This window comes from Paenibacillus sp. FSL R10-2778 (assembly GCF_038593035.1).
Classification (GTDB): Bacteria; Bacillota; Bacilli; order Paenibacillales; family Paenibacillaceae; genus Paenibacillus_AQ; species Paenibacillus_AQ odorifer.
In genome coordinates, this window is sequence record NZ_CP151956.1 from 5,712,846 (window position 1) to 5,736,720 (window position 23,875).

24 protein-coding genes and 1 pseudogene are annotated in these 23,875 nt (G+C 45.3%); 13 read left to right on the forward strand and 12 right to left on the reverse strand.

Features of this window, described 5'->3' with window-relative positions:
* Positions 1-145: 145 nt before the first annotated feature.
* The 8 genes and pseudogenes from NST40_RS25625 to NST40_RS25660 form a co-directional block, all read right to left on the reverse strand.
* Positions 146-610, reverse strand: coding sequence for a phage tail protein (locus NST40_RS25625; protein ID WP_076194578.1), 465 nt, complete (start codon positions 608-610; stop codon positions 146-148).
* A 92-nt stretch (positions 611-702) separates the two neighbouring features.
* Positions 703-1,602 carry a hypothetical protein gene (locus tag NST40_RS25630; RefSeq protein ID WP_076277627.1) on the reverse strand — a complete coding sequence of 300 codons (900 nt, stop codon included), beginning with the start codon at positions 1,600-1,602 and terminating at the stop codon, positions 703-705.
* 624 nt (positions 1,603-2,226) lie between these two features.
* On the reverse strand, positions 2,227-2,643 hold the full coding sequence (locus NST40_RS25635; RefSeq protein ID WP_081386447.1) for a hypothetical protein: 417 nt from the start codon (positions 2,641-2,643) through the stop codon (positions 2,227-2,229).
* 32 nt (positions 2,644-2,675) lie between these two features.
* Positions 2,676-4,415 carry an ABC transporter ATP-binding protein gene (locus NST40_RS25640; protein ID WP_076194572.1) on the reverse strand — a complete coding sequence of 580 codons (1,740 nt, stop codon included), beginning with the start codon at positions 4,413-4,415 and terminating at the stop codon, positions 2,676-2,678.
* Entirely contained in the window at positions 4,412-6,193 is a 1,782-nt protein-coding gene (locus NST40_RS25645; protein ID WP_076277646.1) for an ABC transporter ATP-binding protein, read from the reverse strand. The genes NST40_RS25640 and NST40_RS25645 overlap by 4 nt, the downstream gene beginning before the upstream one ends.
* A 171-nt stretch (positions 6,194-6,364) precedes the next feature.
* On the reverse strand, positions 6,365-7,384 hold the full coding sequence (locus NST40_RS25650) for an AraC family transcriptional regulator (RefSeq protein ID WP_179086330.1): 1,020 nt from the start codon (positions 7,382-7,384) through the stop codon (positions 6,365-6,367).
* Positions 7,385-7,584: 200 nt separating this feature from the next.
* Positions 7,585-8,346: a SagB/ThcOx family dehydrogenase gene (locus NST40_RS25655; RefSeq protein WP_076277628.1), complete on the reverse strand. Its 762-nt coding sequence runs from the start codon at positions 8,344-8,346 to the stop codon at positions 7,585-7,587.
* A 166-nt stretch (positions 8,347-8,512) separates the two neighbouring features.
* Positions 8,513-8,611: pseudogene (locus NST40_RS25660) on the reverse strand (LuxR C-terminal-related transcriptional regulator); the annotation flags it as partial.
* 408 nt (positions 8,612-9,019) lie between these two features.
* Here NST40_RS25660 and NST40_RS25665 point away from each other — a divergent pair.
* Both NST40_RS25665 and NST40_RS25670 read left to right on the forward strand, forming a co-directional pair.
* Complete coding sequence (locus NST40_RS25665; RefSeq protein WP_076277629.1) at positions 9,020-9,346, forward strand: 30S ribosomal protein S15; 327 nt, start codon at positions 9,020-9,022, stop codon at positions 9,344-9,346.
* Between the two features lie 15 nt (positions 9,347-9,361).
* Positions 9,362-9,496, forward strand: a complete 135-nt coding sequence (locus NST40_RS25670) for an NmrA family NAD(P)-binding protein (RefSeq protein WP_256719074.1) — start codon at positions 9,362-9,364, stop codon at positions 9,494-9,496.
* A 69-nt stretch (positions 9,497-9,565) separates the two neighbouring features.
* On the opposite strand, the gene NST40_RS25675 is transcribed toward NST40_RS25670, so the two are convergent.
* Complete coding sequence (locus NST40_RS25675; RefSeq protein ID WP_076277630.1) at positions 9,566-10,117, reverse strand: TetR/AcrR family transcriptional regulator; 552 nt, start codon at positions 10,115-10,117, stop codon at positions 9,566-9,568.
* A gap of 149 nt (positions 10,118-10,266) precedes the next feature.
* Here NST40_RS25675 and NST40_RS25680 point away from each other — a divergent pair, with 149 nt between their 5' ends.
* From NST40_RS25680 to NST40_RS25690, 3 genes are read left to right on the forward strand one after another with little or no spacing between them, the layout of a single operon-like run.
* Positions 10,267-10,911 (forward strand): NAD(P)H-binding protein, encoded by a 645-nt coding sequence (locus NST40_RS25680; protein ID WP_342410115.1) that lies wholly within the window; start codon positions 10,267-10,269, stop codon positions 10,909-10,911.
* Positions 10,912-10,923: 12 nt separating this feature from the next.
* The gene (locus NST40_RS25685) at positions 10,924-11,268 is read left to right on the forward strand and encodes a DoxX family protein (protein ID WP_076277632.1); all 345 of its coding nucleotides are present in this window, start codon (positions 10,924-10,926) and stop codon (positions 11,266-11,268) included.
* Between the two features lie 15 nt (positions 11,269-11,283).
* Positions 11,284-12,327 (forward strand): LLM class flavin-dependent oxidoreductase, encoded by a 1,044-nt coding sequence (locus NST40_RS25690; protein ID WP_341003758.1) that lies wholly within the window; start codon positions 11,284-11,286, stop codon positions 12,325-12,327.
* 111 nt (positions 12,328-12,438) lie between these two features.
* Here the strand turns inward: NST40_RS25690 and NST40_RS25695 are convergent, their stop codons facing one another.
* The gene (locus NST40_RS25695; protein ID WP_081387619.1) at positions 12,439-12,582 is read right to left on the reverse strand and encodes a recombinase family protein; all 144 of its coding nucleotides are present in this window, start codon (positions 12,580-12,582) and stop codon (positions 12,439-12,441) included.
* Between the two features lie 299 nt (positions 12,583-12,881).
* The gene (locus NST40_RS25700; RefSeq protein ID WP_019908812.1) at positions 12,882-13,106 is read right to left on the reverse strand and encodes a LuxR C-terminal-related transcriptional regulator; all 225 of its coding nucleotides are present in this window, start codon (positions 13,104-13,106) and stop codon (positions 12,882-12,884) included.
* 215 nt (positions 13,107-13,321) lie between these two features.
* Here NST40_RS25700 and NST40_RS25705 point away from each other — a divergent pair, with 215 nt between their 5' ends.
* From NST40_RS25705 to nagA, 8 genes are all read left to right on the forward strand, one after another.
* A complete protein-coding gene (locus NST40_RS25705; protein ID WP_169744806.1) occupies positions 13,322-13,489 on the forward strand; it encodes a hypothetical protein in 168 nt (55 codons plus the stop codon).
* Between the two features lie 951 nt (positions 13,490-14,440).
* Entirely contained in the window at positions 14,441-15,328 is an 888-nt protein-coding gene (efeO, locus tag NST40_RS25710; RefSeq protein ID WP_076219327.1) for an iron uptake system protein EfeO, read from the forward strand.
* Positions 15,329-15,333: 5 nt separating this feature from the next.
* The gene (efeB, locus tag NST40_RS25715) at positions 15,334-16,671 is read left to right on the forward strand and encodes an iron uptake transporter deferrochelatase/peroxidase subunit (RefSeq protein WP_076219326.1); all 1,338 of its coding nucleotides are present in this window, start codon (positions 15,334-15,336) and stop codon (positions 16,669-16,671) included.
* Positions 16,672-16,909: 238 nt separating this feature from the next.
* Positions 16,910-18,514, forward strand: a complete 1,605-nt coding sequence (locus NST40_RS25720; RefSeq protein WP_342410116.1) for an FTR1 family protein — start codon at positions 16,910-16,912, stop codon at positions 18,512-18,514.
* 197 nt (positions 18,515-18,711) lie between these two features.
* Positions 18,712-19,692, forward strand: a complete 981-nt coding sequence (locus NST40_RS25725) for a LacI family DNA-binding transcriptional regulator (RefSeq protein ID WP_076130419.1) — start codon at positions 18,712-18,714, stop codon at positions 19,690-19,692.
* Between the two features lie 229 nt (positions 19,693-19,921).
* Positions 19,922-20,800: a MurR/RpiR family transcriptional regulator gene (locus NST40_RS25730; RefSeq protein ID WP_076277634.1), complete on the forward strand. Its 879-nt coding sequence runs from the start codon at positions 19,922-19,924 to the stop codon at positions 20,798-20,800.
* Positions 20,800-21,528 (forward strand): glucosamine-6-phosphate deaminase, encoded by a 729-nt coding sequence (gene nagB, locus NST40_RS25735; protein WP_076130421.1) that lies wholly within the window; start codon positions 20,800-20,802, stop codon positions 21,526-21,528. The genes NST40_RS25730 and nagB overlap by 1 nt, the downstream gene beginning before the upstream one ends.
* Positions 21,516-22,700: an N-acetylglucosamine-6-phosphate deacetylase gene (gene nagA / locus NST40_RS25740; RefSeq protein ID WP_342410117.1), complete on the forward strand. Its 1,185-nt coding sequence runs from the start codon at positions 21,516-21,518 to the stop codon at positions 22,698-22,700. The genes nagB and nagA overlap by 13 nt, the downstream gene beginning before the upstream one ends.
* 81 nt (positions 22,701-22,781) lie before the next feature.
* On the opposite strand, the gene NST40_RS25745 is transcribed toward nagA, so the two are convergent.
* Positions 22,782-23,795, reverse strand: a complete 1,014-nt coding sequence (locus NST40_RS25745) for a YhcN/YlaJ family sporulation lipoprotein (RefSeq protein WP_342410118.1) — start codon at positions 23,793-23,795, stop codon at positions 22,782-22,784.
* Between the last annotated feature and the right edge of the window lie 80 nt (positions 23,796-23,875).

Below are 23,875 nucleotides of genomic sequence, written 5' to 3' on the forward strand. Positions count from 1 at the left end.
TCGTTGCTCTATATAATAAATTCGGCCTCTTGAATGAGAGTCCATTCCCATAGATAACCTACGCAAATTATCTATATCGGCAAGATTTAGGGCCATCCTTTTACAGGATGGCCCTCTCATTGATTAAGTTGCAATTTTGCTAACCTTAATACTCTCCTTTAATTACAAAAAACGAACCCCGAATTGTTCCGGCTAGCTTGGACTTCTGCCTAGCAAACTTAAACTTCTCTTCTAGCTCCTTTGGGATCTCCATCCCCTCAGAAAGCTTAAAACCAACAGCCCGCTTCTTAGGGTCATCCACCGTATACATAACGTTCACCGCAAGACCATCCTCATAAAAGACATAAGCGAATTTAATATTTTCCACTTGAAAACGCGACGTTTCTAAAGGCTTGGCCGCAAACTCAATATCGCGTTCTTCTTTTAAAATTCGGTTCACATAATCAAGGGTCTCCTGACTTTCGCTGGCTCGTACAACCGTAAACTCATGTTTGTATTTGTTCATAAAGTAACGGGCCTCATTAGCACGCAGACCAGCAAGTGCATCTACTACAGGTGAAGATTCTAACCCAACCGTAGACACATTTTTAAAATCAACGATATAGGACATTTTCATCTCTCCTTTTCTCTCATTATTACCAAAAAAACTTATCGTTACTTAGGATACGGTTCGTGTGTTGTCTGTAACGGCAAGTTTCTGTGTTAACTGCTGTGCTCTTTTTCTATTAAAGTGACCATCTCACGCTTCCACTTTTCTCGCTCCTCTGGCGGGATCGGCTCCCCTTTGTCATACAGAAATCTAATCATATAGAACCCATCCTTCGTAAGCAGGCTGGTAACAAGTTCATGCTCTAATACATTATTGTTCATCAACTGTGTCTCTACTATAGAGCTATTAACAGTCTGATGCAGTACTTGAGCGGTCAACAAGGTCTCTTGGGAGATATAATCCGCTGTATGCTTCTCTACAGAAGATGCCTCTATCTTATCAAAATAATTAATCGTGAACGTATGCGAAGGTTCGTACCGATGGTATTCTCCTAACGGATAATATCCGATAAATTGACTGTTACTGTAGACATGGAAGGTTGCAGGTACATAGCTATCAAGCTGAAAATACGGGATGAATCGCGCAATGCCTGAATTGATCTCTTCTCCAGGAGGAATGGCCGCATCCACACCACTAAGGAAATCACCCTTCTTATCTACATAAATCGTGCTATAAGGGCTGTACCTCGTAATCCAAATTGAACCATTCTCCTTCACAGCCTCAACGTAATAACTGATAATTTGATTTCTTTTTTCCTCACGTTCATCGGCGGGGTTGATACAGGTATGAATGTGCTTCCGAGTGTATGTAAAGACTGCTTTAGTGGCATCCATTGACAGCAATTCAAATTCGAGAATTTCAGATTTTATATTATAGATTTGAAATGTCATCATTAATTGAAAGTGATTTAAAAAGGACATTCCCCTTTTATCTGGATGAAATCTTTTGCTCAAACCTTCTTCATCCTTATCCATATAAGCCTGCTCCAAGCCTTCAACCAGGGCCTGCAGCTCCTCTTTTGTGATGCCTTTATTTTTTTTAAAGAAAAACATGTCTTCTCTCCCCTCATCATCAATCTACTTCCAATTACTTGCTCCTATTTATTATACGGGCATACCTGTGTACTTTTCTAGTTATGAAGAAACCATCCCTGACAAAGAAATGGTTTCTTTGAGTAGGTATACCTTTCGGTCATCCCTACATTTTTAAAATGTTCACGAACTAACCTAAATTGTTCTTCTACGCTCATGTTTGGTGTTCTTTCTATGGTTTTGATGCCCAGCTTAGTGCATTCTCTCTTCCGGGATAAACGGTAATATAAATTCAGGCATTATTCCTAAATCTATTAGGATTGGTAGGTCATCAGGTAACTTCAGCAAGTCAATAATAAAGAATTCCATCATCTCTTCGACCACTTGAAATAACCATTGGCTAGAGATCGTCCTCTAATGTTTAAAAACCTAATTCCTCTACAAACTTCTTGGTTTAATTGTTCTTTCAAATAATTATTATTTATCTTCATCCAACACACCCCATTTATATTTCAAAAAGCTTACTCTGACACGTTGGTTGTGAGCGGTTGGCGGATTCTTATCTTTCTAGACAAAAAAAAAGCCTTCCCACCCAAATGGGTGAAGAAAGCTTAAATGTGTATCCCCAAAATATGGGCAGCTATATTAGGTTTTCGTACCTGAGGGTGTCTTAGTCAATTGCTCCTCCAGCCACCTTATCGCCTCAGCCTCTCCAGAGAAGGCGCCTCCGGGGCAGCCGTAGGTTCTTTTAGTGGACAACGCTGTAACTGGCTTGTAGACAGCAAGCAACTTTGCATTCTGCATTACGACCGCGATGCCTGAACAATATTGGGCGATTTCCCGCTTGTTCATCTTGCACCAGTTCATATACAGCTGTGTGACCGCACGCTCTGGACGTGTGTTTTTCTCAGCAGAATGCACCATCAGCAGGCCGAAGGCAGATCGGCGCGCGAGCAGTTCTTCCCAATAAGCGATATATTCTTCTACTGTCTCCTGATCAAACGCCTCCCCCAAACTAAGGCTTATGATCGGCCAAGCGGATTCATCCTTTGTTATAGCCATACGTTTCCCTCCTAAAATGTGCCGAGCATTGCCTAAGATGTGATGCGGAATCCAACGGATTGCTGTTGCAGCTTCCAGAGCCGGTCGTACAGTCCGCCGCGCAACAGTAAGGCTTCATGTCGTCCCTGCTCGACCAGCCGACCGTCTTCCAGTACGATAATGTTGTCCGCACCGCGTATGGTTTTCAACCGGTGGGCGATAACAATGACGGTTCTGCCCGTAATCAACGCATCAATTCCTTTCTGGATTTCAGCCTCATTCTGCGGGTCAAGCGATGCAGTAGCTTCATCCAACAGCACAATTGGAGCATTCTTGAGAATCGCACGGGCAATGGAAATTCGCTGCTTCTCCCCTCCAGAGAGCGTACTGCCGCCTTCGCCTACCGGCGTGTCATAACCAAGCGGTAATTTCATGATGAAATCATGGCAGTGAGCCATTTGCGCTGCCTGCTGAATATCCCGCTGCGACGCCCCCGGCCGCCCAAAAGCAATGTTGTTCCCGATGGTATCTTGGAATAGGTACACATCCTGAAACACCACCGATACAGATCCTAGCAGATGTTCTGGATCAATATCCTTGATGTTGCGCCCACCTAGCAGAACGCTCCCTTCTTCAGGATCATAGAAACGTGAGATCAGGCGCAGCACTGTACTCTTGCCGCTGCCTGACGGGCCCACAATTGCAGTTAGTGAACCTTGCGGCATTTCCAGACTTAAATTTTTTAGAACAGGCTCTCCTCCATAGCTGAAGGTTACATTGTCAAACCGAATGGTGCTGCTTTTAGGAAGAGGACTCGTATTACCTGTCATTACCGGCTGGCGTAGCAGGTCTACTATACGTTCACCCGCTTGTTCGTTATAGCGGAATTCGGCATAATTGGCTAGCGCTGTGGTCAATGGATCATAGATACGTGTGCCGACAATAAGGAATACTGCCAACTGCAAAATACCGAGCTCCCCCCCTAATAATAGATGAACACCTACGTATACCATTAAGGTCAGTCCCGCACGAAGAAGAGCCATAGCGGTTAGAATAACCGGACCGAACATCCCTTCCAGCTTCACACTTTCCTTCATCAAAGTTTTAAAAGAGTTATCCAGACGGACAAATCGTTCTCCCGTCAGGTTATAGGCCTTCATCACCCGTATACCGTTCAAGTATTCTTGCAAGCGGTTCGCAGCGTTCAGCTTGGCCTTCATATGATCCGCTCCGAGTCTCCGCCGCAGCTTGCCCGATATATACATGATCAGGAGAGCAACCGGCAGCGCTACGAACATAGAAAGCGCCATCCGCCAGTCCAGAAACAGTAAACCAGCAAGTGCAAATATCGGCAGGACAAAAGCTCCCGCAAGCTGTGGCAGCAGATGTGAAATGCCCGTCTCAACGAGCGTGAAATCGCCCATCATCATATTGGCTAAATCACCTGGGTCCCGGCGAGTCAGGTAACCCAGCGGAAGCTTCCGCAGATGTTCTGCTAATTCCGCACGTCCCTGTGCAGCAACATTGTATGCCCCGCGGTAAGCGGTGCGATAGGCGGGAATCTCACTCAGGAACATCAGCACCATGACGGCGACAAGTCCTGCGCAGATCCACCAAAGGCGTTCTGTCTGAAGTTCTGCGCCTACAGTAATATAAGGGGCAAAAATCAACCGCACCGCCTCAATTACAAGCGCGAACGGCAGCACACTAACTAGATTAGCCAGCAAAGAAAAAAGTACAGGCTTCAGCAACTGCTGCGGTTTACCGGCAGTAATATTATGCAATACCTTCATAGCTGATCCCCTCCTTTTTCCATATGCCAATCTCCGGCGTCAGTGTAGGCATGCCACATTTTTGCGTAAAGCCCCTCCGCCTCAATCAAACCTGCATGCTCTCCACGTTCCACGATTTCTCCATCCCGCAGCACCAGAATTTGTGCAGCTTCACGTATAGAGGAGAGTCGGTGAGCAATAACAATAACCGTCTTGCCGCGCATAAGCTCCGTAAGTGCTAACTGCATATGAAACTCATTTTCCGGGTCGGCAAAAGCAGTCGCTTCGTCGAGCACGAGCACTGGTGCGTTTTTGAGAATAGCCCGAGCTACTGCAATGCGCTGCTCCTCACCACCCGAGAGATAGACACCGCCTTCACCAATTAACGTATCGTATCCCTGCGGCAGCCGAGTAATGAACTCGTCGCATTGTGCCGCTCTGGCTGCAGCCTGGACTTCCTCCAAAGTCGCTCCCGGTTTGCCGACAGCAATATTCTCATACAAAGTGTCATAGAACAGGAAGGTTTCCTGAAATACAAAAGCAACTGTATTCATTAATTCATGGATTGCCATATGGCGAATGTCGACTCCACCGATGCGGATTGCACCCACTTGCGGGTCCCAGAACCGCGGCACCAAGCTGGCCACCGTCGATTTTCCCGAACCTGACGGGCCTACCAGTGCTGTAACCTTCCCTTGTTCCGCACGGAATGAGACTTCGCTGAGCGCCGCTGCAGTCCCTGCATCTTCACTGTAGGAGAAGGTTACATCGACAAATTCAACGTCAAAAGTATGCGGAGATAGCGGTTCTGCTATTTCCGGTACAGGCTGCTGTGCCAAGAGACGGTCCATCCGCTCCACGCCTTCGCCAATATCCCGAGTGCTTGAAGCCAGCAGAAGTAGCTTGTAGAGCGGAGATGAAACGCCGGGTGCCATAATCAGAAAGAACAACAGCACAAGCGCAAAGGACATGGAATCCGGCCGACCGCTTAGCATGAAGACGCCCACCGGCAAAATAAAGGTAAATGGTGATGCCAGCAATGTTTTGAATAAGATATAACCTGTTTGATAACGGTCCGTATACTCCAGACAATAATCGCGGTAGCTGGTCATATCACTGTAGAACTTTCTGAAAGAATGCACTGTCTGCCCGAACACCTTAACCGCGGGCATCCCCCGTACATACTGCACCGCCGAAGTATTGATCTGCTCCAACGAATCATGATACTGCTTCACACTGGCCTTGCCTCTGCTGCTCATCATAAGCGCTGACTGCACACCTAATCCTATAATTATCGGCAGCAGGCAAGCTACCGCCAACGGCGGACTAAGCCAAAACATCGCCACGATCATCAGCACTGTAGAAGCCAGCACGCTGACTAAATCGGGAAGCTGATGCGCTACGAAATTTTCCACCTTGTCGACATTCTGCTCTAGCGTCTTCTTGACCACGCCTGTTGAAGTCCCGTTCAGGAAACCGAGCGGCAATCTGCCCAAATGCTCGGTCATTCGCACACGCAAATTATATTGAATACGAAAAGCCGCAATATGCGAGCACATAATACCACAATACGAAGTCACCAGCCCTCCGATTAACCCTCCAAGTGCAATCCACCCCCAGCGGATCATATACGCACCGTCGACCTGCCCAGGCGATGAAGCATGGCGCAGCAGCTCTGCCAAAATGAAATAAACAGACAAAAACGGAATCAGCATCAATACAGCGCTGACAGATGACAATATTCCGGACAAGAGCAGCAAACCTCGCTTCTCTCCGGCGATCTCCAGCAGCCTTGGCATGCCGGTTTTGGTTTTACTCACAGCCGTTCCCCCACTCTTGGTAATTACGCGCAAAAAAAGTGCACTGAGAATGATTCTCTGTGCACTAGTGTATAGGAACGTTGTTCACGATTGCTACCGTTTAAGGGATTATAATTAACCAAATCAGGAGCATCTGTGCAGGATACGGACTTACAACTTAATACCGAAGAGACGCTGCCTGCCGCTGATCAGATATTCTCCTGGACGCACACCGAACTTTTTGCGGAAGGCTGCCGAGAAATGACTCACATTACCGTATCCAACTCTGGAGGCTGCTTCACTTACAGTCATACTCCCTTGTTCCAGCAGCTGCTGCGCTCTCTGCATCCGTTGTTCGATAACGTAGGCATGCACGGTATAACCAAACATTTCCTTAAAGCCCTTTTTCAGCTTGAACTCATTGAGGCATATAATGCGAGAAAGGCCTGCAAGCGTCGGCGGGTGCAAATAATCACGCTGTAAAATCTCCTTAGCGAGCCGCAGGCTCTCCATATCCTCTCTGGACAGCTTGACCGAGCGTGGAATCCGGTCTGCTTCATATAAAGATTCATTGAGATAGACCGCCATAAGCTCCAGCATTTTGCCCTCCAGATAAAGTTCACGCATGCCATGGCTATAGGAACAATCCGCAATCTGCGATAGAATGAAGCGGATGGATGGTGTGATGTTATTTTTTCCAAAAAACAAACCCGCACCAGCTCCGATGCGAAGCCGTGTATCCTCAGTCAGACCACTGGTCATCCGCTCAAATTGTGCAGGGCTCATATCTATGCTGATGAATCGGTACCCCGCTCCACTCAGGTATGTGCAGTTTTCACTTCTTACTCCGCCATGAAACAGCGCAATTTCTCCTGTATCTATAACAAAATAGTCCGATTTCAGCGAGGTCCCCCACTCAATGCCATGCCCCATGCAGAATGCCAGCTCTGTACGCGGAGTGCTAAAATTGCCCTTCGCTTCGATATCCCGATTAAAACAGAGATTAAAATCTGTCATCTGGATATACCCATGGCTAAGCAGGCTGCGGCAACTGCCTTCCCCTATTTCGACTGGAGGTTTAATCTCAAAATGAGCCCCATCAAAACGATAATTATAATCTACCCCTTCACATGTAAGCGTCTTATGGGCATCAATCGTTTCTGCTTCTTTCAGTCCATTGCTTCGCTCCATGCACATCCCTGCTTCCTCTTACTTTGGGTTAATTATATATGCAATGAGAATGATTATCAATTAAACATTACGATTTCCTCTTCGTTCAGACTGAGCAGTTGGGCAAATACACTGGATTATAATCAAAAAAACCTTCCCCACCCAGAAGGGTGAAAAAGGCTTATATGTCTCACTTCTGAAGCTGCATCTAGCCTTCATAGCTACTCTCGTTTCTTCCCAACTGCCCCAAGATAGATAACAAACTCTTCATCACCGTCTAATTCTAAAATCTCATCTATCAACTTTTGATCATAGATTCCAATTGCGCAAGCACCTGCACCGATGGATTCGCTGGCTAAATAAAGGTTCTGGCAGACATGTCCAACATCGATGAGGATTTTTTTGTGAGCAGAAATATCATACTTCCATTCGGAGCGGTAGGGTGTGGTACTCCAGGCAAACAATACAGAAGCCTTTTTGGCAAAGTTAGGGACAAAGGGCTGATCCAAAGTAATAGCATCAATCTTTTGTTCAAGTTGATCTAATTCAAACATAAAAAAGAGCTTATGTTCCACAGGCAGGTATCTGTAGATCCCTTGTCCAATGCCCTCTACACGCATAATCATTAAATAGGTTTCAAAGGTGTGCGTCGCCCCACTGCAGGGTACAGTCCGCAGCGTAAGTCCGTTCTTATTCATACCGCTAATCCCTTGGGTAGCCCATAATAAATAGGATAACTCCTCCAGACTCACAGTATCCTCAGAATAGAACCGTGTACTTCTTCTTTGATCTATACAATCAAAAATATTTTTTTTACTCACAACGTCTTTGCTGACCTTGGGCAAATCAATAATTAGTGAATCTGAATCAAATGGCTTAACAATTGGCGGTTGTGCAATTCCCTTGATCTTATCTGTTTTGATATGTTTGAATTCATGAAAATTGGATTTCAGAAAATTTCTTTGTTGTTCATATCTGGTCATAACAGATCCTCCTGAACTACCTTAATATCTCTAATTTATCATGTCATAAAAATCATACGGTGATCTAACTCACTCTTCAGTTGTTTTGGTGAGTAAACAAAAAACCTCCCTTTGCCCCGAAGGGCAAAAGAAGGCTTAAACGCGTCACTTCCGAAGACATGGCCAGCTATATTTTCAGCTCCCCAAGCTTGATCAGCTCGACAACCGCTTGTGAACGGCCTTTAACGTTTAGTTTTTGCATTACATTCGTGGTGTGGTTTGAAATACACCAAATTGAACTCACAGTCAATGCAATAAACCCTTGAATCTCAAGATTTCCTTTGTTTTCTTACTAATATTCGATCCGTTTGACTACCTTCATTATTCAACTTTCGTGTCCCATTAGTTCAATCATATCTCGTTATAATTCACTTACTTTAATTAGCTTTAAGTAGTCTTTCCGAAAATATCAGAGTTTGGTGTGGTGTAATTTTGATTATCGAGAGGTGATCGAAGTTTACAAAGGTTAGTTGTTCCGCTAACGGGCAGAATAGTTAAAGAAATTATTGTTGTATTTTTATGTAGATTAAAGGTACAATAAAACGCGAACATATGTTTTCATAAGTAATGAAGAAGCTCTTACCAATCCACAAACAGGTGAACAATAATTGTCTGGAAAAAGAAAGGAAATAAAATGAAAAATATAAATTTCAGTGAAGCTATTGAACGTTCTATACAATTAAGGGAAGTCTACCATCGTTTAGAACGAAAGTATCATGAAAAAGCATGGACAGTAGAAGAAGATGCGTTAGCTTTCCTTACAGATGCTGGCTTGGTCGGTCGCCTAACAATGTCTCAACAAGGTCGTTGGCCAACAAATGGGGATACTGAATCTGAACTTGAACATAAGATTGGTGAATGCATGTGGTGGTTGATTATTTTGGCTGAACGTATGAATATTGATAGCAGTGAAGCATTGGGGAAATTCTTAACTAAAACTGAAATTAAATTAGGGAATTGAGATAATATACCTGATATTGTCTCAACATTTGGTGATCTAGAATCTTACGTACGACAACAAACAAATGCTGTTGAAGCGGCAAAACAAGCAGGTGTAAAACAATTGGTGTATTCTTCTGCTCCACGTGCTGACGCAAGCCAGCATCTGTAAAAGAAGCACTTCAACAATTATTAGCATAAAATAAATAAGCCTCTGTTCATCAAGAACAGGGGCTTATTTTTAGTCTAATAGTAAAGCTTTAAAAATGGATTCAACTACATCTTCCGTAGGCTGTTCGCCATTTTTTACATACTCCGTAGAAATTCCGTATAGCGTCCAACTGATCATAATACTGTGCAAATTTATCTTTTCATCTGCCCAAGTTGGATGTTCTCCCTTTAATAACTCACAGAAAATCCTTCCAAGTTCTTGTTTAACAATGGTTTCAATTTTAGGTGTGAATGCTTCATAGCTTCTACTACATTGGCTAGCTAAGCCCCTTTGAAAGCTAATCAGACTAAGTAAAATATTCTTTAATGAACGCTCTGACAATGCTTCATGTGAACCCACATTCTTTAATACTTCTTTTAGCACATCTTCACTCAACACTTTCTCAAGCAAATCATATTTGTCATAGAAGTGATAATAAAGGGTTGCACGATTTACTGTTGCGCGCGAGGTAATATCTTTTATCGTAATATCTTTAAAATCCTTTTCAATCGCTAATTGCATAAACGCATCCATAATTAAACGTTTCGTTCTTAAAATGCGTGGATCAATTGTTTTTTCCAATACTAGTCCCCCTACTTTTCCGACATTTCGAGTAATATGTCGGATATACGATTTTCCCAAGCATTTTGTTGGTTGTGCCAAAATCCATTTGAATTTATGCTAACTATACAACAAATGTTGGATATACAAAAGTAGTTGGAGGTCACAAAATGAACATTATAGTATTTGGTGCCAACGGGAAAATCGGTCAGCACTTTATTCAAATTGCCCTACAAAATGGCGATCACGTAAAAGCATACGTACGTCGTGAAGGTGCTTTAACGATGCAACACCCGAACTTAGAAACCATTGTCGGTAGCTTAACGGATGAGCAACAAGTGGCAGCAGCTATTCAAGGGCAAGATACTGCTGTGAGTACCCTTGGCTCTCCTTTATCAATGAGTCGTAAAGTAAAAGACTTACCGATTACAAAGGCACATGAAACCATCTTACATGTCATGGAGCAATTACATGTAAAACGTTTTATTACACTTGCAACACCTACCATTAAATCTACTTTCGATCAAAAACAGCTTGTAACGATCATGCCAAGTATTATGGCGAAGCAGCTGTTCCCTACTGGTTACGCAGAAATGAAAGCGATTGGTAAATTAATTCATCAAAGTCAGGTGGATTGGACAGTTATTCGCATCGTCAACCCAAATACCAACAAAGATGGTGACGGGTATGCAATTTCACTCGGGGATACCAAAGGAAAATTTACAGTTTCACGTAAAAATGCAGCTCAATGTATGTACGATGCAATTCGTAAGAAAGAATGGATTGGCAAAATGCCAATCGTATTTAACAAATAAGGGGGATTACTAATGACAATTTTAGCATGGATTTTACAAGGCTTACTTGCATTAATGTTTATAATGGCTGGTTTTGGGAAAATAACTGGTTCAAAAATGCACATCGAGGGCTTTAAAAAATGGGGATTACCACAATGGTTCCGTGTTGTAACAGGTGGCATTGAATTAGGTACAGCTATTTTATTAGTCGTAGGTTTTTGGAATCATACAGCAGCTCTAATCGGTGCAGCCATTTTAGTAGCAGTCGGTATTGGTGGCGTAATTACACATCTTCGCGTGAAAGATACAATGAAAGAAACAGCAACAATCTTAATACTTGGTGTTTTAGCACTTATTTTACTAATCATCCTACTATAAAAGAAGGTAAATACGATGAACTTCGAATTTGGTGTTTATTCATTAGGAGAACGGTTTCCAGATGCAAATGGTTACGCGCTCCCTGCACAGGAACGTATTGAAAATATCATTCAAATGGCTAAATGGGCAGATGAAGCTGGGCTTGATGTGTTTGGGGTTGGTGAACATCATCGTTTAGATTTCGTCACGTCAAGCTATACAATGATTCTTGCAGCGATTGCACGAGAAACAAAAAACATTAAATTAGCGAGTTCGCTATCGGTCATTAGCACGGCAGATCCTGTTCGCGTATATGAGGATTTTGCTACACTGGATTTATTAAGTGGTGGTCGCACCGAAATTATTTTAGGTCGAGGGCTCTATTTAGAAAGCTTCTCATTATTCGGAGTAAGTCTTGACAATTATGACAAGTTATTTGAAGAAAAGCTTAGACTGTTTATGAAATTGCAAGAAAAAGAAGTCGTGAATTGGCATGGTGAATTCCGTCCCCCTCTTCGTGATGCACAAATTGCACCTCGTCCCGTACAATCAAAAATTCCAATGTGGATTGGCGTGGGTGGTACACCAGGAAGTGCCATTCGTGCAGGGAAATTTGGCCTAAACATGGCACTTGGACTTCTTGCAGGTGCACCAGAACGTGTATCGCATTTAACGAAACTTTACTGGCAAGCTGCAAATGAAGCAGGTCACGATTTATCCAAGCTAAAGGTATCCGTAACAGGGCATAGCTACCTTGCTGATAGCGGCGAGCAAGCCATTCGTGAATTTGCACCTTGCTATAATCAGTACATGGCGTATGGCCTGAAGGACCGTGGCATGCCATTTTATCCAATATCAGCCGAGCAAATGATGCCACAACGCGCTGCAAATGAAATATTAGCCGTCGGTAGCGCAGAAGAACTTGCTGAAAAGATTTTATATCAGCATGAGCTATTTGGTCACTTACGCTTCATGGGGCAATTTGATATGGGTAACCAATCGATGGCACGTGTGGAAAAAGCTATTGATTTACTTGCGAATAAAGTTGCGCCGATTGTTCGTCGCTCGCTGAATAAATAAACTAGTAGATAAATCCAATTATAAGATGCAGAATAGCGGAATCACTCTCCATATGTAAAGTAATTCCGCTTATTTTGTATACGCAATGAAATTCGAAGGGATTTTTAAAAGTTATTTTTCAATTAAACTGCCAGTTAGAGACTTTTTCACTTCGTATTTACCAAACATATTCTGGCCTGTGTATACCTCATTAGTGAGAATCCCCTGAATAGTGGTAATTCCCCAGACTCCTCCTTTTGGAGATAGAATCTCCATCTCTTCATCGAAGGCGTTTCTAAAGCAGTCCCGTCTCCAAGCTAACTTAGTAGTATAATCCACATAAATACCGTTTATACATAGCTCCAAAAAAAAGGAACGAGCACCCTATAGGCAATTCACGAAATCTTTCATGTTTTTAAAGACGAAGTTCTATCAAAAGAGCGTTTAGATTTTCACAGAAGAAGGGAACAGCACAGCGACATCACGTGTCGCTCTTTCCTTCACAACAAAAAACCTTCCCACACCCCTAAGGGTGGAGAAGGCTTAAACGCGTCACTTCTGAAGACATTGGCCAGCTATATTTTCAGCTCCCCAAGCTTGATCAGCTCGACAACCGCTTGTGAACGGCCTTTAACGTTTAATTTTTGCATTACATTGGAAATGTGGTTTCGAACTGTTTTTTCGCTGATAAATAATAAGCCAGCGATATCACGAGTCGTTTTGTCCTGCACGAGAAGCTCAAAAACTTCGCGCTCACGATGAGTCAACAGAAATTTGCTGTGGTGTTCGTTCCCCTTCAATGGTGTCACCCCTCCTTGCCCTGGGTTTGTTTGGTATAACAAGGTAAAGGGATACAGTCAAAACATATTATGTAGTGTTGATGTTAATGGTGCTGTCACAATTATAAAATGGGCTTAGTTCATTCAAATGCAAAAGCCTGAAATTTTCATGAATAAGAACATCTTTTTTCAGGGCAAACTACGGTTTGTTGTTCCTTATTAAAGGAGGTGTATGTATGAGCCATTCAAAAAACAATCAACCTACCAAAGCAGAAGTACAAACAACGAAATTAAACAAATTACCACTCGTAGGTAAATTCGAACCTGAATTTTCTGCAGAGGAAGCTGCAGAAGTGTTCGAAAACCAACCCTCTGCAGATCATGAATCCCATAATGAACGATAAAAAGCGGATGACGCTTTGATCTTATTCTTAAGCAGACAAACCTTCAAAGAATGGAACCGTCGCATTAACAGCTTAATTAACTATAAATGAGACGGTTCCCTTCATTTAAACATCGTAAACGACTTAGAGCAGCGATTCGCCATTAATGGGAATCGCTGCTTTATGTTGTAGGCTGTTGGCTGCCCGCTCCAATAGTGTATTCACCAGCGCCAACTGAGGCTTTCGGACCCAAATGGCGTTATTTGCAAATTTATCGCCTTTTGAGCGAAGTTTCGGACTCCAGTGACGCTATTCCTTAGAAACAGGCTCATATTCGGTACTTTTCAAGCCAATAGCGACTATGCGGTCCGATAGCGACTCAAATATCGAATAATGCTGCATGTAGTGTCATCTGGGTCCTTTAGTTACTGCTTATGCGCAAAAGTTTGCTGGGGCGGTTACTGCTGCGTGCGCGCAATGGTTCGCTGGTTCGACGGGTCGGCTGCCCGCTTCAATAGTCTATTCACCGCCCCTACTGAGGCTTTCGGACCCAGATGGCGTTATTTATCAAATTTATCGCCTTTTGAGCAAAGTTGCGGACTCCAGTGACGCTATTCCTTAGAAACAAGCTCATATAGGGTACTTTCGAAGCCAATAGCGACTATGCGGTCCGATAGCGGCTCAAATATCGAATAATGCTGCATTTAGTGTCATCTGGGTCCTTTAGTTACTGCGTATGCGCAAAAGTTCGCGGGGTCGGTTACTATTCTGCTTTTTAAATTGTAATCGGATACATTACTGGATACATTACTACAAACCATACTCCCGACCCTGGGAGTTTTTTGTCGTGTAATTATTACAATGAGATACATCACATTTTTATATTGACAGTAATTGTATACGGACTTATGATAAGTCCAGCATAATTGATAACGATTATCATTTAGATATAAAAAAAGGGGTGTTTTTTTAATGAAATTTACTTATGCTGTGCCTGCAAGTCTACTTGCGGCCTCCATACTGTTCACTGGATGTGCCAATAACAACAACTCTACAAATACTGCTGCCAACAGCACTACAGCCACCAACGCACCGACGACTGCTGCAGCTACCAACACACCAGAGACTGCCACCGCTGACTTCACGTCAGCTATAGATCAATATCGCACATACGTCATCCAGCAATGTGATGAATTTGTGAAGCAAACAGAGAGTTTCACCAACGCTGTAAAAGAGGACAAGATTGATGAGGCTAAGGCGCTATACGCTCCTGCCCGCATGTATTATGAACGGATTGAGCCTATTGCAGAAGCACTTGGTGACTTGGACCCAAATATCGATGCCCGGGAAAATGATGTAGATGCGGCAGAATGGCGCGGTTTCCACAAGCTTGAGAAAGCACTCTGGCAGGACAATACAACTAAAGACATGACAGAAGTTGCTGACCAATTGCTGAAGGATGCACAGCTGCTGCGTGCGAAAGTTGAGACCGTTGAGATCAACGCGAATCTGCTCGTAACTGGTGCTGTTGAGCTTTTAAATGAGGTCTCCTCCTCAAAAGTAACCGGAGAGGAAGAACGTTACTCGCACACAGACCTGTATGATTTCGTCGCAAACGTTGAGGGTGCGCAAAAGATATACGAGCTGTTAAAACCAGAACTAGCTAAAAAAGATGCCGATCTTGAAAAAACCATTGGTGAACGATTCGCTGCCTTGCAAGCTGAGCTTGCCCCTTTCAAATCTGGAGATGGATATGTTTCCTATGAAGAGCTGAAAGAAGATGAAGTACGTAAACTGAGTCAGAATTTGGACGCCTTGGCTGAGCCATTGTCCAATATGGGAACTATTCTAGGAGTGTGACCCTCATGAATAAACATAACAAGTTCACTGGAGTACCAGGTAATCCTGAAAGTCCCCCTCTTAATGATCAATCGAAGAATGAGCCTATATTTGGTAAAAAATTAAGCCGCCGCGATATGCTGCGGCTTACTGGCGCCACTGGCCTTGGTCTTTTGTTAGGGGGCGGAGGTGTCGGTGGAATTATGGCTGCGCGTAATGCTGTAGCTGAGCCAACGAAGGCCGCAGAAGGTGATTCCAGTTCCATTCCTTTTTATGGGAGCCATCAGGCGGGGATTTTGACACCTGCACAGAACTTTATTTATTTTGCTGCCTTTGATTTCACCACAACCAAACTGGCCGATGTGAAAAAACTAATGCAAGCATGGACCACTGCCGCTGCCGCTCTTACTACTGGCGAGCTTATTGGTGACGTAAATGACAACCCTAATCTTCCACCCTCAGACACCGGGGAAGCGGACGGGCTAAACCCTGCACGGTGTACGCTGACCTTTGGTGTTGGTCCTTCCTTTTTTGATGAAAGATTCGGCTTAGCTTCGAAACGCCCAGCCCTATTGGCCGATCTTCCGGCATTTGCGGGTGACAATCTTGATCCGAAATGGTGTGGCGGGGATATTTGTGTGCAAGCCTGTGCGGATGATCTGCAGGTCGCATTCCATGCCATCCGCAATCTGGCGCGTATCGCCCGGGGGACTGCTGTACTGCGCTGGACACAGGAAGGTTTTCAACGCACTGGAGCAGCGGATCCCAAGGGGGCTACGCCACGCAATCTTTTGGGTTTCAAAGACGGCACGGGCAATCCCGATACTACCGATAACGCTGAAATGAACAAAGTGGTCTGGAACAGCAGCAGTGACGGTCCCTCTTGGATGAGCGGCGGCACTTATATGGCGGTACGCCGGGTGCGTCTGCGTATTGAAGTCTGGGATCGGTCTTCGCTAAGTGATCAGGAGGCTACCTTCGGGCGTTATCGTCACACCGGAGCTCCACTCGGAGCTAAGGATGAATTCGATGATCTGGATCTTTCAGCTGCGGACGCTTCCGGGAAACCTGTCATTCCGGTGAATTCACATTCCGCATTGGCGCATGGTGACGGTACAGTCAAAATGCTGCGCCGCTCCTATTCTTTTTCCAGCGGTTTGGACGTCACCACGGGCCAGCTTGATGCAGGTTTGTTATTCATTAGCTTTCAACGTGATTTAATGAAACAATTCGTTGCCATTCAGCAGCGCCTCTCTAAGACTGATCTTTTGAACGAATATATGACTCACACCGGCAGCGCTGTATTTGCCTGCTTCCCCGGTGTCCGCAGAGGCGGCTTTATCGGGGAAACACTACTAAGCTAAATTTATGGCTGTCCATTATTGAAGGGGGATTATCCCGATGTTATCTCTTACGCATCCTAAACGGCAAATGCCAAAGGTTGCCTTGCTGATTCTGTTTGGCTTTTTGTGTATGCTTTTGCTCTCCAGCCCCGCGGGGGCGGAGGGCGATGGCACGGTCGACGAGCTCCTGCCGCCGGTCGGCAGCGCACTCGTCGAAGCCGGCCAGAGCCGCTGGGACGCGGCCGCGGCCGATGTAGAAGTGTTCGCTGCGCTGTGGCGCACCGCGAACACAGGCACGCCGGACCCGGCACTCGCCGGTCCGGCTGCTGCCGTTGACGCCGCGCTTGCAGACGCGGCGAAAGCCCTTGCGGCGGGCGGCGGCAAGCCCGCCAAAACCGCACTGTCCACGCTCGCGAGAAGCGTGGACGCGTACGTCACCGCCGCCTCCGGCACGGTCGGCGGTGACACCAGAGCCGCCGGACGCGAGACGGCGGCGAAGCTTTTGCCCGCGGCGGAACGCACGCGGGATGCGGCGCGCAGCGCCGACTGGAGCGCGGCAGCGGCAGCGTACCGCGACATCGTCAGCGGATGGAAGCCGGCGGAGCGCAACATCCGGGCGGACGATTCCGCCGTCTACAGCCTGCTGGAGACGCGAATAAGCCTGCTGCGGATTGCGCTGCAGGCTGAACCGCTTCGCGAGGCATCGGCGAAATCGGAAGCAGAAGCTCTGTATCAACTGCTGGCTGATTACAGTGAAGGCAAAACCATTGACGCTGGGGATACTTCCAGTGAACCAGCTTCTATAGAGGGACTAATCAGCTACCTGAACAAAGCATCCTCCGCTGCCAAAGACAATAACAGCACAGAAGCCGCTAACATCATGGAGCAATTCATCGTAGCCTGGCCTTCTGCCGAAGGGCAAGTCCAGATCGCCTCACCAACAGTCTACAACAATATCGAAAATGAGAGTGCGGCTGTCACAGGTTACCTGCTCTCAAATCCGCCTAAACTGGATCAAGCTTTAACCATCATGAACAATATGCTTAGCGAACTAACGCCTTTGGCTGGTGAAACCACTTATAATGCTTGGGATGCCGCTTTGATTCTCTTGCGCGAAGGGCTTGAGGCTATTCTCGTCTTGTCAGCTCTTCTTGCTTACCTGAAACGTGATGGGAACGCCAAAGCGCAAAAATGGATCTGGTCCGGTGCAGCTGTCGGCCTCATCGCAAGTATCGGATTGGCTGTTGTGCTCACTTATACCATTTCTCGGGCAGCTTCCGGGGGAGCACGGGAGATGATTGAAGGAATTACTGGTCTTGTCGCAGTAGTTATGATGCTCACAATCGGACGCTGGTTACATAGCAAATCAAACACTGCAAATTGGAACAATTACGTGGGTAGGCAAGTTGATGGCGCGCTGGCCAAAGGAAACCTTTGGTCACTGTCCTCCGTTGCAGCGCTTGCGATTTTACGTGAAGGTGCAGAAACTACAATTTTTTATGTGGGCATGGCTCCATCCATCAAGCTGTCTCAATTACTGCTTGGGATTGGATGTGCTCTGATTATTCTTGGTATTGTAGGTTATGCAATTATTGCCTTGAGTGCAAAATTACCGATTGCCGCCTTCTTCCGTACAGCTACAATTCTGATTTATTACCTAGTATTCCGCTTTCTTGGGGAGAGCATTCACTCGCTTCAGGTTGCCGGCAAACTTCCTGCACATGTACAAGAGGGCTTGCCTTCAATCAACTGGCTTGGCATGTATCCCACTTGGGAAACCTTGCTTCCACAGCTGCTTGTCCTGTTGTTTATTGTGTGGGAGCTGTTTCGGAACAGATCGCCAAAGGCTTCACGAACAGCTTAGTTTTATTAATACAATAGATATACCGGTCCGTCACGCCCTTGTGGTTACGCCGGTTTAGTCCGGTAATCTCTTGCATTTACAGTCTAATTTATGAAATGGATTCCATAGCAAGCTTTTTATTTGGGAGGTAATTTGCGGACAATATGATAAAATAAAATGACTATACACAAGCACAAAAGGGAGGCTGTTGTACTCTAATGGCTAATATTAAAGAAATTGCCCGTATGGCTGGTGTTTCCGTGACAACAGTCTCGCGGGTGCTCAATAATCACCCTTATGTAAGTGAAGTCAAACGAACCGCAGTCCTAAATACTATTGAGAAATTAAACTACACGCGTAATATGAACGCCGTGCATCTGATCACTGGGCGGACTCAAGCTATAGCTGTTATTATTCCGTATACCAACTTATTTTATTTCTCAGTCATTATTGCAGGCTTGGCTCAAGAAGCACTGCTGGCTCAATACCGGCTCGTTCTCTGCCAAACCGATTATCGTACGGAAGAAGAAATTAAGGTGCTTGAGATGCTGCGGAACAAAGAAATTGACGGTGTAGTTATGGTCTCTTCAACAATGAGCTCAGAAGCTATTGAAGAATATACAGCTTATGGTCCTATTGTGGTATGTCAGGATAGGGGAGAACGCCAATTTTCTTCTGTATATATTGAGCATTATTCTGCTTTTCGCAGTGGCCTTCAATATTTGAATGATAAAGGTTACCGCCATATTGGCTACTGTGAAGGAAGACCACACGGCAGCAGCAGCTCTATCCGCCAAATTGCCTTTAGAGACTTTCTAGAAGCTACAGATCAGCCTTACAATGATGAATGGATGATCTATAACTGTCTGACCGAAGAGGACGGTGCCCGCGTACTTCACCAACTGCTGCAGATGAAGAATCGTCCTGATGCCCTGATTATTTCAGCAGGCGATCATATAGCGGCTGGTTTAATCATCGAAGCTTGGAAAAAGGGTATCCGCATTCCTGAGGATTTGGCCGTCATTGGATTTGATGATCAGCCTATCGGCCGAACGTTAGGTCTGACCACTGTAGATAATCAGTTAACTGAAATGGGCATATCCGCTTTTCGGATTATCTATGATCAGATCCAGCGAAATGATGGACAACCCGTTCACCGCAAGCTTGAGTACCGTATTATAGAACGCAATACAGTATAGTATCCTTTTCATCTTATATCTCCGTAATTACATCATTTTAACGGTCCACTTTGCAGCCTTCTGCGAGTAGACCGTTTTTTATTTTTGCATATTCCCCTTTAGTATTCATTTTTATCCCTTGCTTCCGAATGGAATTTGTTTTATCCTAAATATGAAAATAATTTTCTGCATTTAGTTAATAATCATAAAAATAATTTCAATACCCCATTGAAACGAGGTGGATGAATGGATGTCCCCAATACTGCATGCACTCGAGCATGAGAAGGCCAAGCTCTCTCAAATGGAACGAAAGCTGGCTGAACGAATTCTCTCCTCACCAGGCGAAATCGTTCATATGGGCATTACAGAATTAGCAGAACAATGCGGAATAAGCCCGGCAACGATCACACGTTTCTGTAAGGTGCTTCATTTTAAAGGCTTTCCGGATTTCAAGGTGAAGCTGGCAGCAGAAATTGCTCATAGTGATGCCGCGCCGCAGGATGGTGGCTCTTCTTATCAAGATATTGTAGCCGGCAACCCACTCTCCGTGATTGTGGAAGCGATGCAGACGAACCATCTGACCTCCATCCGGGATACTACCTCACTGTTAGATCTGGAGCGATTGCAGGCAGCAGTTCATTTATTGTGCCAAGCACGCCGCGTTGATCTATACGGGATGGCGACCTCTTCCATTGTCGCTCAGGATTTCTATCAGAAGCTGATCCGCATAGGCGTAAATTGTACTGCTTTTGCTGATTCCCATATGCAGATTACCTCTGCTTCATCACTCTCCAAAGGTGATGTCGTATTTGCAGTATCCTATTCGGGAGAGACTCCCGAGACCATTGATGCCTTGATGTGTGCGAAGGCTAGCGGAGCAAGCACTATCGCACTAACCTCTTATGGCAGCAGCACCTTGGCTACTCTGGCGGATATCCCCCTATTCTCCTCATCTTTGGAGAAAGGCATGCGCCGGGGAGACATGGCCTCACGCATAGCTCAGCTTCACATCATTGATATTTTGTTCACTGGAATGGTCAGCACCCGTTTTGGGGATTTTATTCCTAGACTGGAGCAATCTTATCTCAATGTCCAACAATACCGAAACAAACGAGGAGGACAATCCTAATGAATATTCTAAAGTTCCATAGTGATGAAGATTTCGTACAAACGGGTGCGAATCTTATCGCCAGCCTGCTGCAAAGCAATCCTAAAGCCGTGCTCGGTCTTGCGACTGGAAGCTCCCCTGTTGGGGTTTATGCCAAATTGGTTGAAATGCACCAAAAAGGACTTGTGAGTTTCTCTAAAGCAACTTCCTTTAATCTGGATGAGTATATCGGCTTGCCTGTCGACCATCCACAGAGCTATCGCAGTTTCATGAACGAGCAATTATTTAACCATATAGATATTGATCCAGGACAGACACATATCCCTAACGGAAACGCAGCGGATATGGAAGCAGAATGCCTTGCATACGATAAAATGCTGGAAGAAAACGGACCCGTTGACTTGCAGATTCTCGGTATTGGCAGCAACGGCCACATTGGATTCAACGAACCCGATGCTAACCTCAGCAGCAAAACCCATGTCGTCGACCTGCTTGAAGATACCCGGGAAGCAAATGCTAGATTCTTTGACAGTTTGGATGAGGTCCCTCGGCAAGCGATCACAATGGGCATTGGAGGCATCCTAAAAGCACGCCAAATCCTCTTATTAGTTCGTGGTGCCGGCAAAGCTGAAGCCATCCGCAATGCTGTTGAAGGCCCGATTACAACCCAATGCCCTGCATCCTTGCTGCAGAGCCATCCAAATGTAATCGTTCTCGTAGATGAAGGAGCAGGCAAATGGCTGAAATAAATAAAGGACTAGAACAGTTGCTGTTCGGTAAGGTACTGACTCCCCAAGGTTTAATTGAGCACGGTGTGATTGCCGTATCTGGAGAGCAGATCCACTATGCTGGCGATGCGGCTTGGCTTCCAGAGCGTTACGCGCATTGGCCTGCCAGTGGTCAAGCAACGGATCTTCTGATCCCCGGATTTGTAGATGTACATGTTCATGGTGGAGCTGGCCACGACTTTATGTACAGTGATACTGAATCGCTGAATGCCATCACTAAGTTCCATAGTTCCCAAGGAACAACAACAATGCTGGCTACAACCATGACCGCTTCCAAGTCTGCTATTGACCAAGTATTCTCCGAAGTCAGCGCTTATCGCGCTGCTGAAATGCCTTACACACAAATCGCAGGCATGCATTTGGAAGGACCCTTCATCAGCCCGAAATGGTCCGGCGCACAAAATCCAGAGCATATTGTTCCTGCCAATATTGAGTGGCTAGCACAATGGGGGAACGATTATCCAGGAATGATCCGGCAAGTCACGCTTGCTCCGGAACGTGAAGGTGCCCTCGAAGCTATTCTCTGGCTGCGCAAGCACGGTATAACTGCAGCGCTCGGGCATACGGATGCCTCCTTTGAAGAGGTTATTGCCGCAGCAGATGCTGGACTTAACCAAGCCGTGCATATGTTCAATGCGATGACACCCCTACATCACCGTAAGCCTGGAGCGGCTGGAGCTATTTTGTTCGATAAGCGCATTCGCGCAGAGATTATAGCCGACGGGATTCATGTTCATCCCGCAGCCATTTCTATATTGACCCGTCTCAAGAAAGAGAACAATTTATTACTGATTACTGATGCCATGTCTGCAACTGGACTTAGTGATGGTGAATATACAATCGGTGATTTACCTGTACTCGTTCAAGATGGCATCGCTACCCTTAAAGATAATCCCGCTGCTCTAGCTGGAAGCACACTAACGATGATTCGCGGCTTCCGTTATCTGATCCAAGAGGTAGGACTCACCTTGGAAGAGGCCTCCCGCGCTGCAAGCCTTACGCCAGCGGCGTCCATTGGAATGGAACGAAGCATTGGCTCCTTGGAGGCTGGAAAACGCGGCGATATCCTACGCCTTGATGCTGAATTTAATATTCGCGGCGTATGGATCGGCGGACGTCCAATCACCACTTAATAAAATTAGCTCCAAACAAAAAAGCAACAATTCTCTCCAGATGGTGAGATTGTTGCTTTTTTATTTAGATCACAAAAATCATTAATAATTACGAGTTGGGAAAATTCGTTCAACCATGGTGCGGAATTCATCCACAAATCCTTTTATCGGATGACCGGCACGAGCCTCTTCAGCATAAACATTGGCGCGTTCCACGAAGTCAGGATTTGCTGATACGTATACATCCTTAATTCTCGCATCATGTTTTTTAACTTCCGCAGCAATTTTATCTTTAATTGCTTTGGTAACTGTTTCTGTTTCTCTTGTATTTATGGTGTTATTTGTGTTATTCGTGCTATTGGTGTTATACATATGCGTCGAATTACTTCTGTAATTCTTATCATGGGTACTAGGAGTGGTACTGCGCATGCCCATTCCCATTCCAGTTCCCATACCTTTTCCTATCCCCATATCTACATCATGTTTCGAGCCATTGCTATTCAGCAGAGGACCATTATTATAAGTATGGTTTCTTGTCGTACCTGTTCCTGTTCCCAACATATCCGCTCCCAAATTACCCATGCCATTGATTCCATTTCTAGTTGCCGGTCCAGTACTTGTTGTACCAGGAACTGTATTTACAGTACCTTTTAAGGCTCCGTTCATACCATTGGTTACGGCTCCAGTATCATTCATTCCATCACGGCCAATTTTCACTCTTCCTGTACCAGACATTACGCCAGTCGGTCCGTAATTGTGAGGAGTGGTTGAGGATTTTGCCCGATACGATGGAGTCCCTTTGGCACGCAGGCCAGCAGTTGCATCATTTAAAGTTACTGCTACATACGCGCTTTTTCCTGCAAGCATTACATTCGCTGAGCGGACTTCAGGCATTGCAGCAATCCGGTCTGCAAGCTCCTGACTAACTTCCATCTTAGTGATGTTATGCGTGCCACCGCGTACGGAATTCACACCAATACGCCCATCATTTACTCCCCGGACACTATTGGTTTGCACATTCGATTTTTCTGCCGTATTGGTTCCACACCCCGTAATACTCACCAAGCCGAGAAGCAATGCAGCTGAGACTGACATACTGATCTTGGATCGCAACATGAATTCATCCTCCATCTCTAATGTTGTATGTGTGCAGTGTACGATCGTTAGGATGACCTTCTGAAGAACAAGCTATCCTG

Excerpts from the sequence above, each read along its gene's own strand:
- NST40_RS25625 (WP_076194578.1), bottom strand. The coding sequence starts at position 610 with ATGTCCTATATCGTTGATTTTAAAAATGTGTCTACGGTTGGGTTAGAA.
- NST40_RS25630 (WP_076277627.1), bottom strand. The coding sequence starts at position 1,602 with ATGTTTTTCTTTAAAAAAAATAAAGGCATCACAAAAGAGGAGCTGCAG.
- NST40_RS25635 (WP_081386447.1), bottom strand. The coding sequence starts at position 2,643 with ATGGCTATAACAAAGGATGAATCCGCTTGGCCGATCATAAGCCTTAGT.
- NST40_RS25640 (WP_076194572.1), bottom strand. The coding sequence starts at position 4,415 with ATGAAGGTATTGCATAATATTACTGCCGGTAAACCGCAGCAGTTGCTG.
- NST40_RS25645 (WP_076277646.1), bottom strand. The coding sequence starts at position 6,193 with ATGCCAAGGCTGCTGGAGATCGCCGGAGAGAAGCGAGGTTTGCTGCTC.
- NST40_RS25650 (WP_179086330.1), bottom strand. The coding sequence starts at position 7,384 with ATGGAGCGAAGCAATGGACTGAAAGAAGCAGAAACGATTGATGCCCAT.
- NST40_RS25655 (WP_076277628.1), bottom strand. The coding sequence starts at position 8,346 with ATGACCAGATATGAACAACAAAGAAATTTTCTGAAATCCAATTTTCAT.
- NST40_RS25665 (WP_076277629.1), top strand. The coding sequence starts at position 9,020 with ATGAAAAATATAAATTTCAGTGAAGCTATTGAACGTTCTATACAATTA.
- NST40_RS25680 (WP_342410115.1), top strand. The coding sequence starts at position 10,267 with ATGAACATTATAGTATTTGGTGCCAACGGGAAAATCGGTCAGCACTTT.
- NST40_RS25685 (WP_076277632.1), top strand. The coding sequence starts at position 10,924 with ATGACAATTTTAGCATGGATTTTACAAGGCTTACTTGCATTAATGTTT.
- NST40_RS25690 (WP_341003758.1), top strand. The coding sequence starts at position 11,284 with ATGAACTTCGAATTTGGTGTTTATTCATTAGGAGAACGGTTTCCAGAT.
- NST40_RS25695 (WP_081387619.1), bottom strand. The coding sequence starts at position 12,582 with ATGGAGATTCTATCTCCAAAAGGAGGAGTCTGGGGAATTACCACTATT.
- NST40_RS25705 (WP_169744806.1), top strand. The coding sequence starts at position 13,322 with ATGAGCCATTCAAAAAACAATCAACCTACCAAAGCAGAAGTACAAACA.
- efeO (WP_076219327.1), top strand. The coding sequence starts at position 14,441 with ATGAAATTTACTTATGCTGTGCCTGCAAGTCTACTTGCGGCCTCCATA.
- efeB (WP_076219326.1), top strand. The coding sequence starts at position 15,334 with ATGAATAAACATAACAAGTTCACTGGAGTACCAGGTAATCCTGAAAGT.
- NST40_RS25725 (WP_076130419.1), top strand. The coding sequence starts at position 18,712 with ATGGCTAATATTAAAGAAATTGCCCGTATGGCTGGTGTTTCCGTGACA.
- NST40_RS25730 (WP_076277634.1), top strand. The coding sequence starts at position 19,922 with ATGTCCCCAATACTGCATGCACTCGAGCATGAGAAGGCCAAGCTCTCT.
- nagB (WP_076130421.1), top strand. The coding sequence starts at position 20,800 with ATGAATATTCTAAAGTTCCATAGTGATGAAGATTTCGTACAAACGGGT.
- nagA (WP_342410117.1), top strand. The coding sequence starts at position 21,516 with ATGGCTGAAATAAATAAAGGACTAGAACAGTTGCTGTTCGGTAAGGTA.
- NST40_RS25745 (WP_342410118.1), bottom strand. The coding sequence starts at position 23,795 with ATGTTGCGATCCAAGATCAGTATGTCAGTCTCAGCTGCATTGCTTCTC.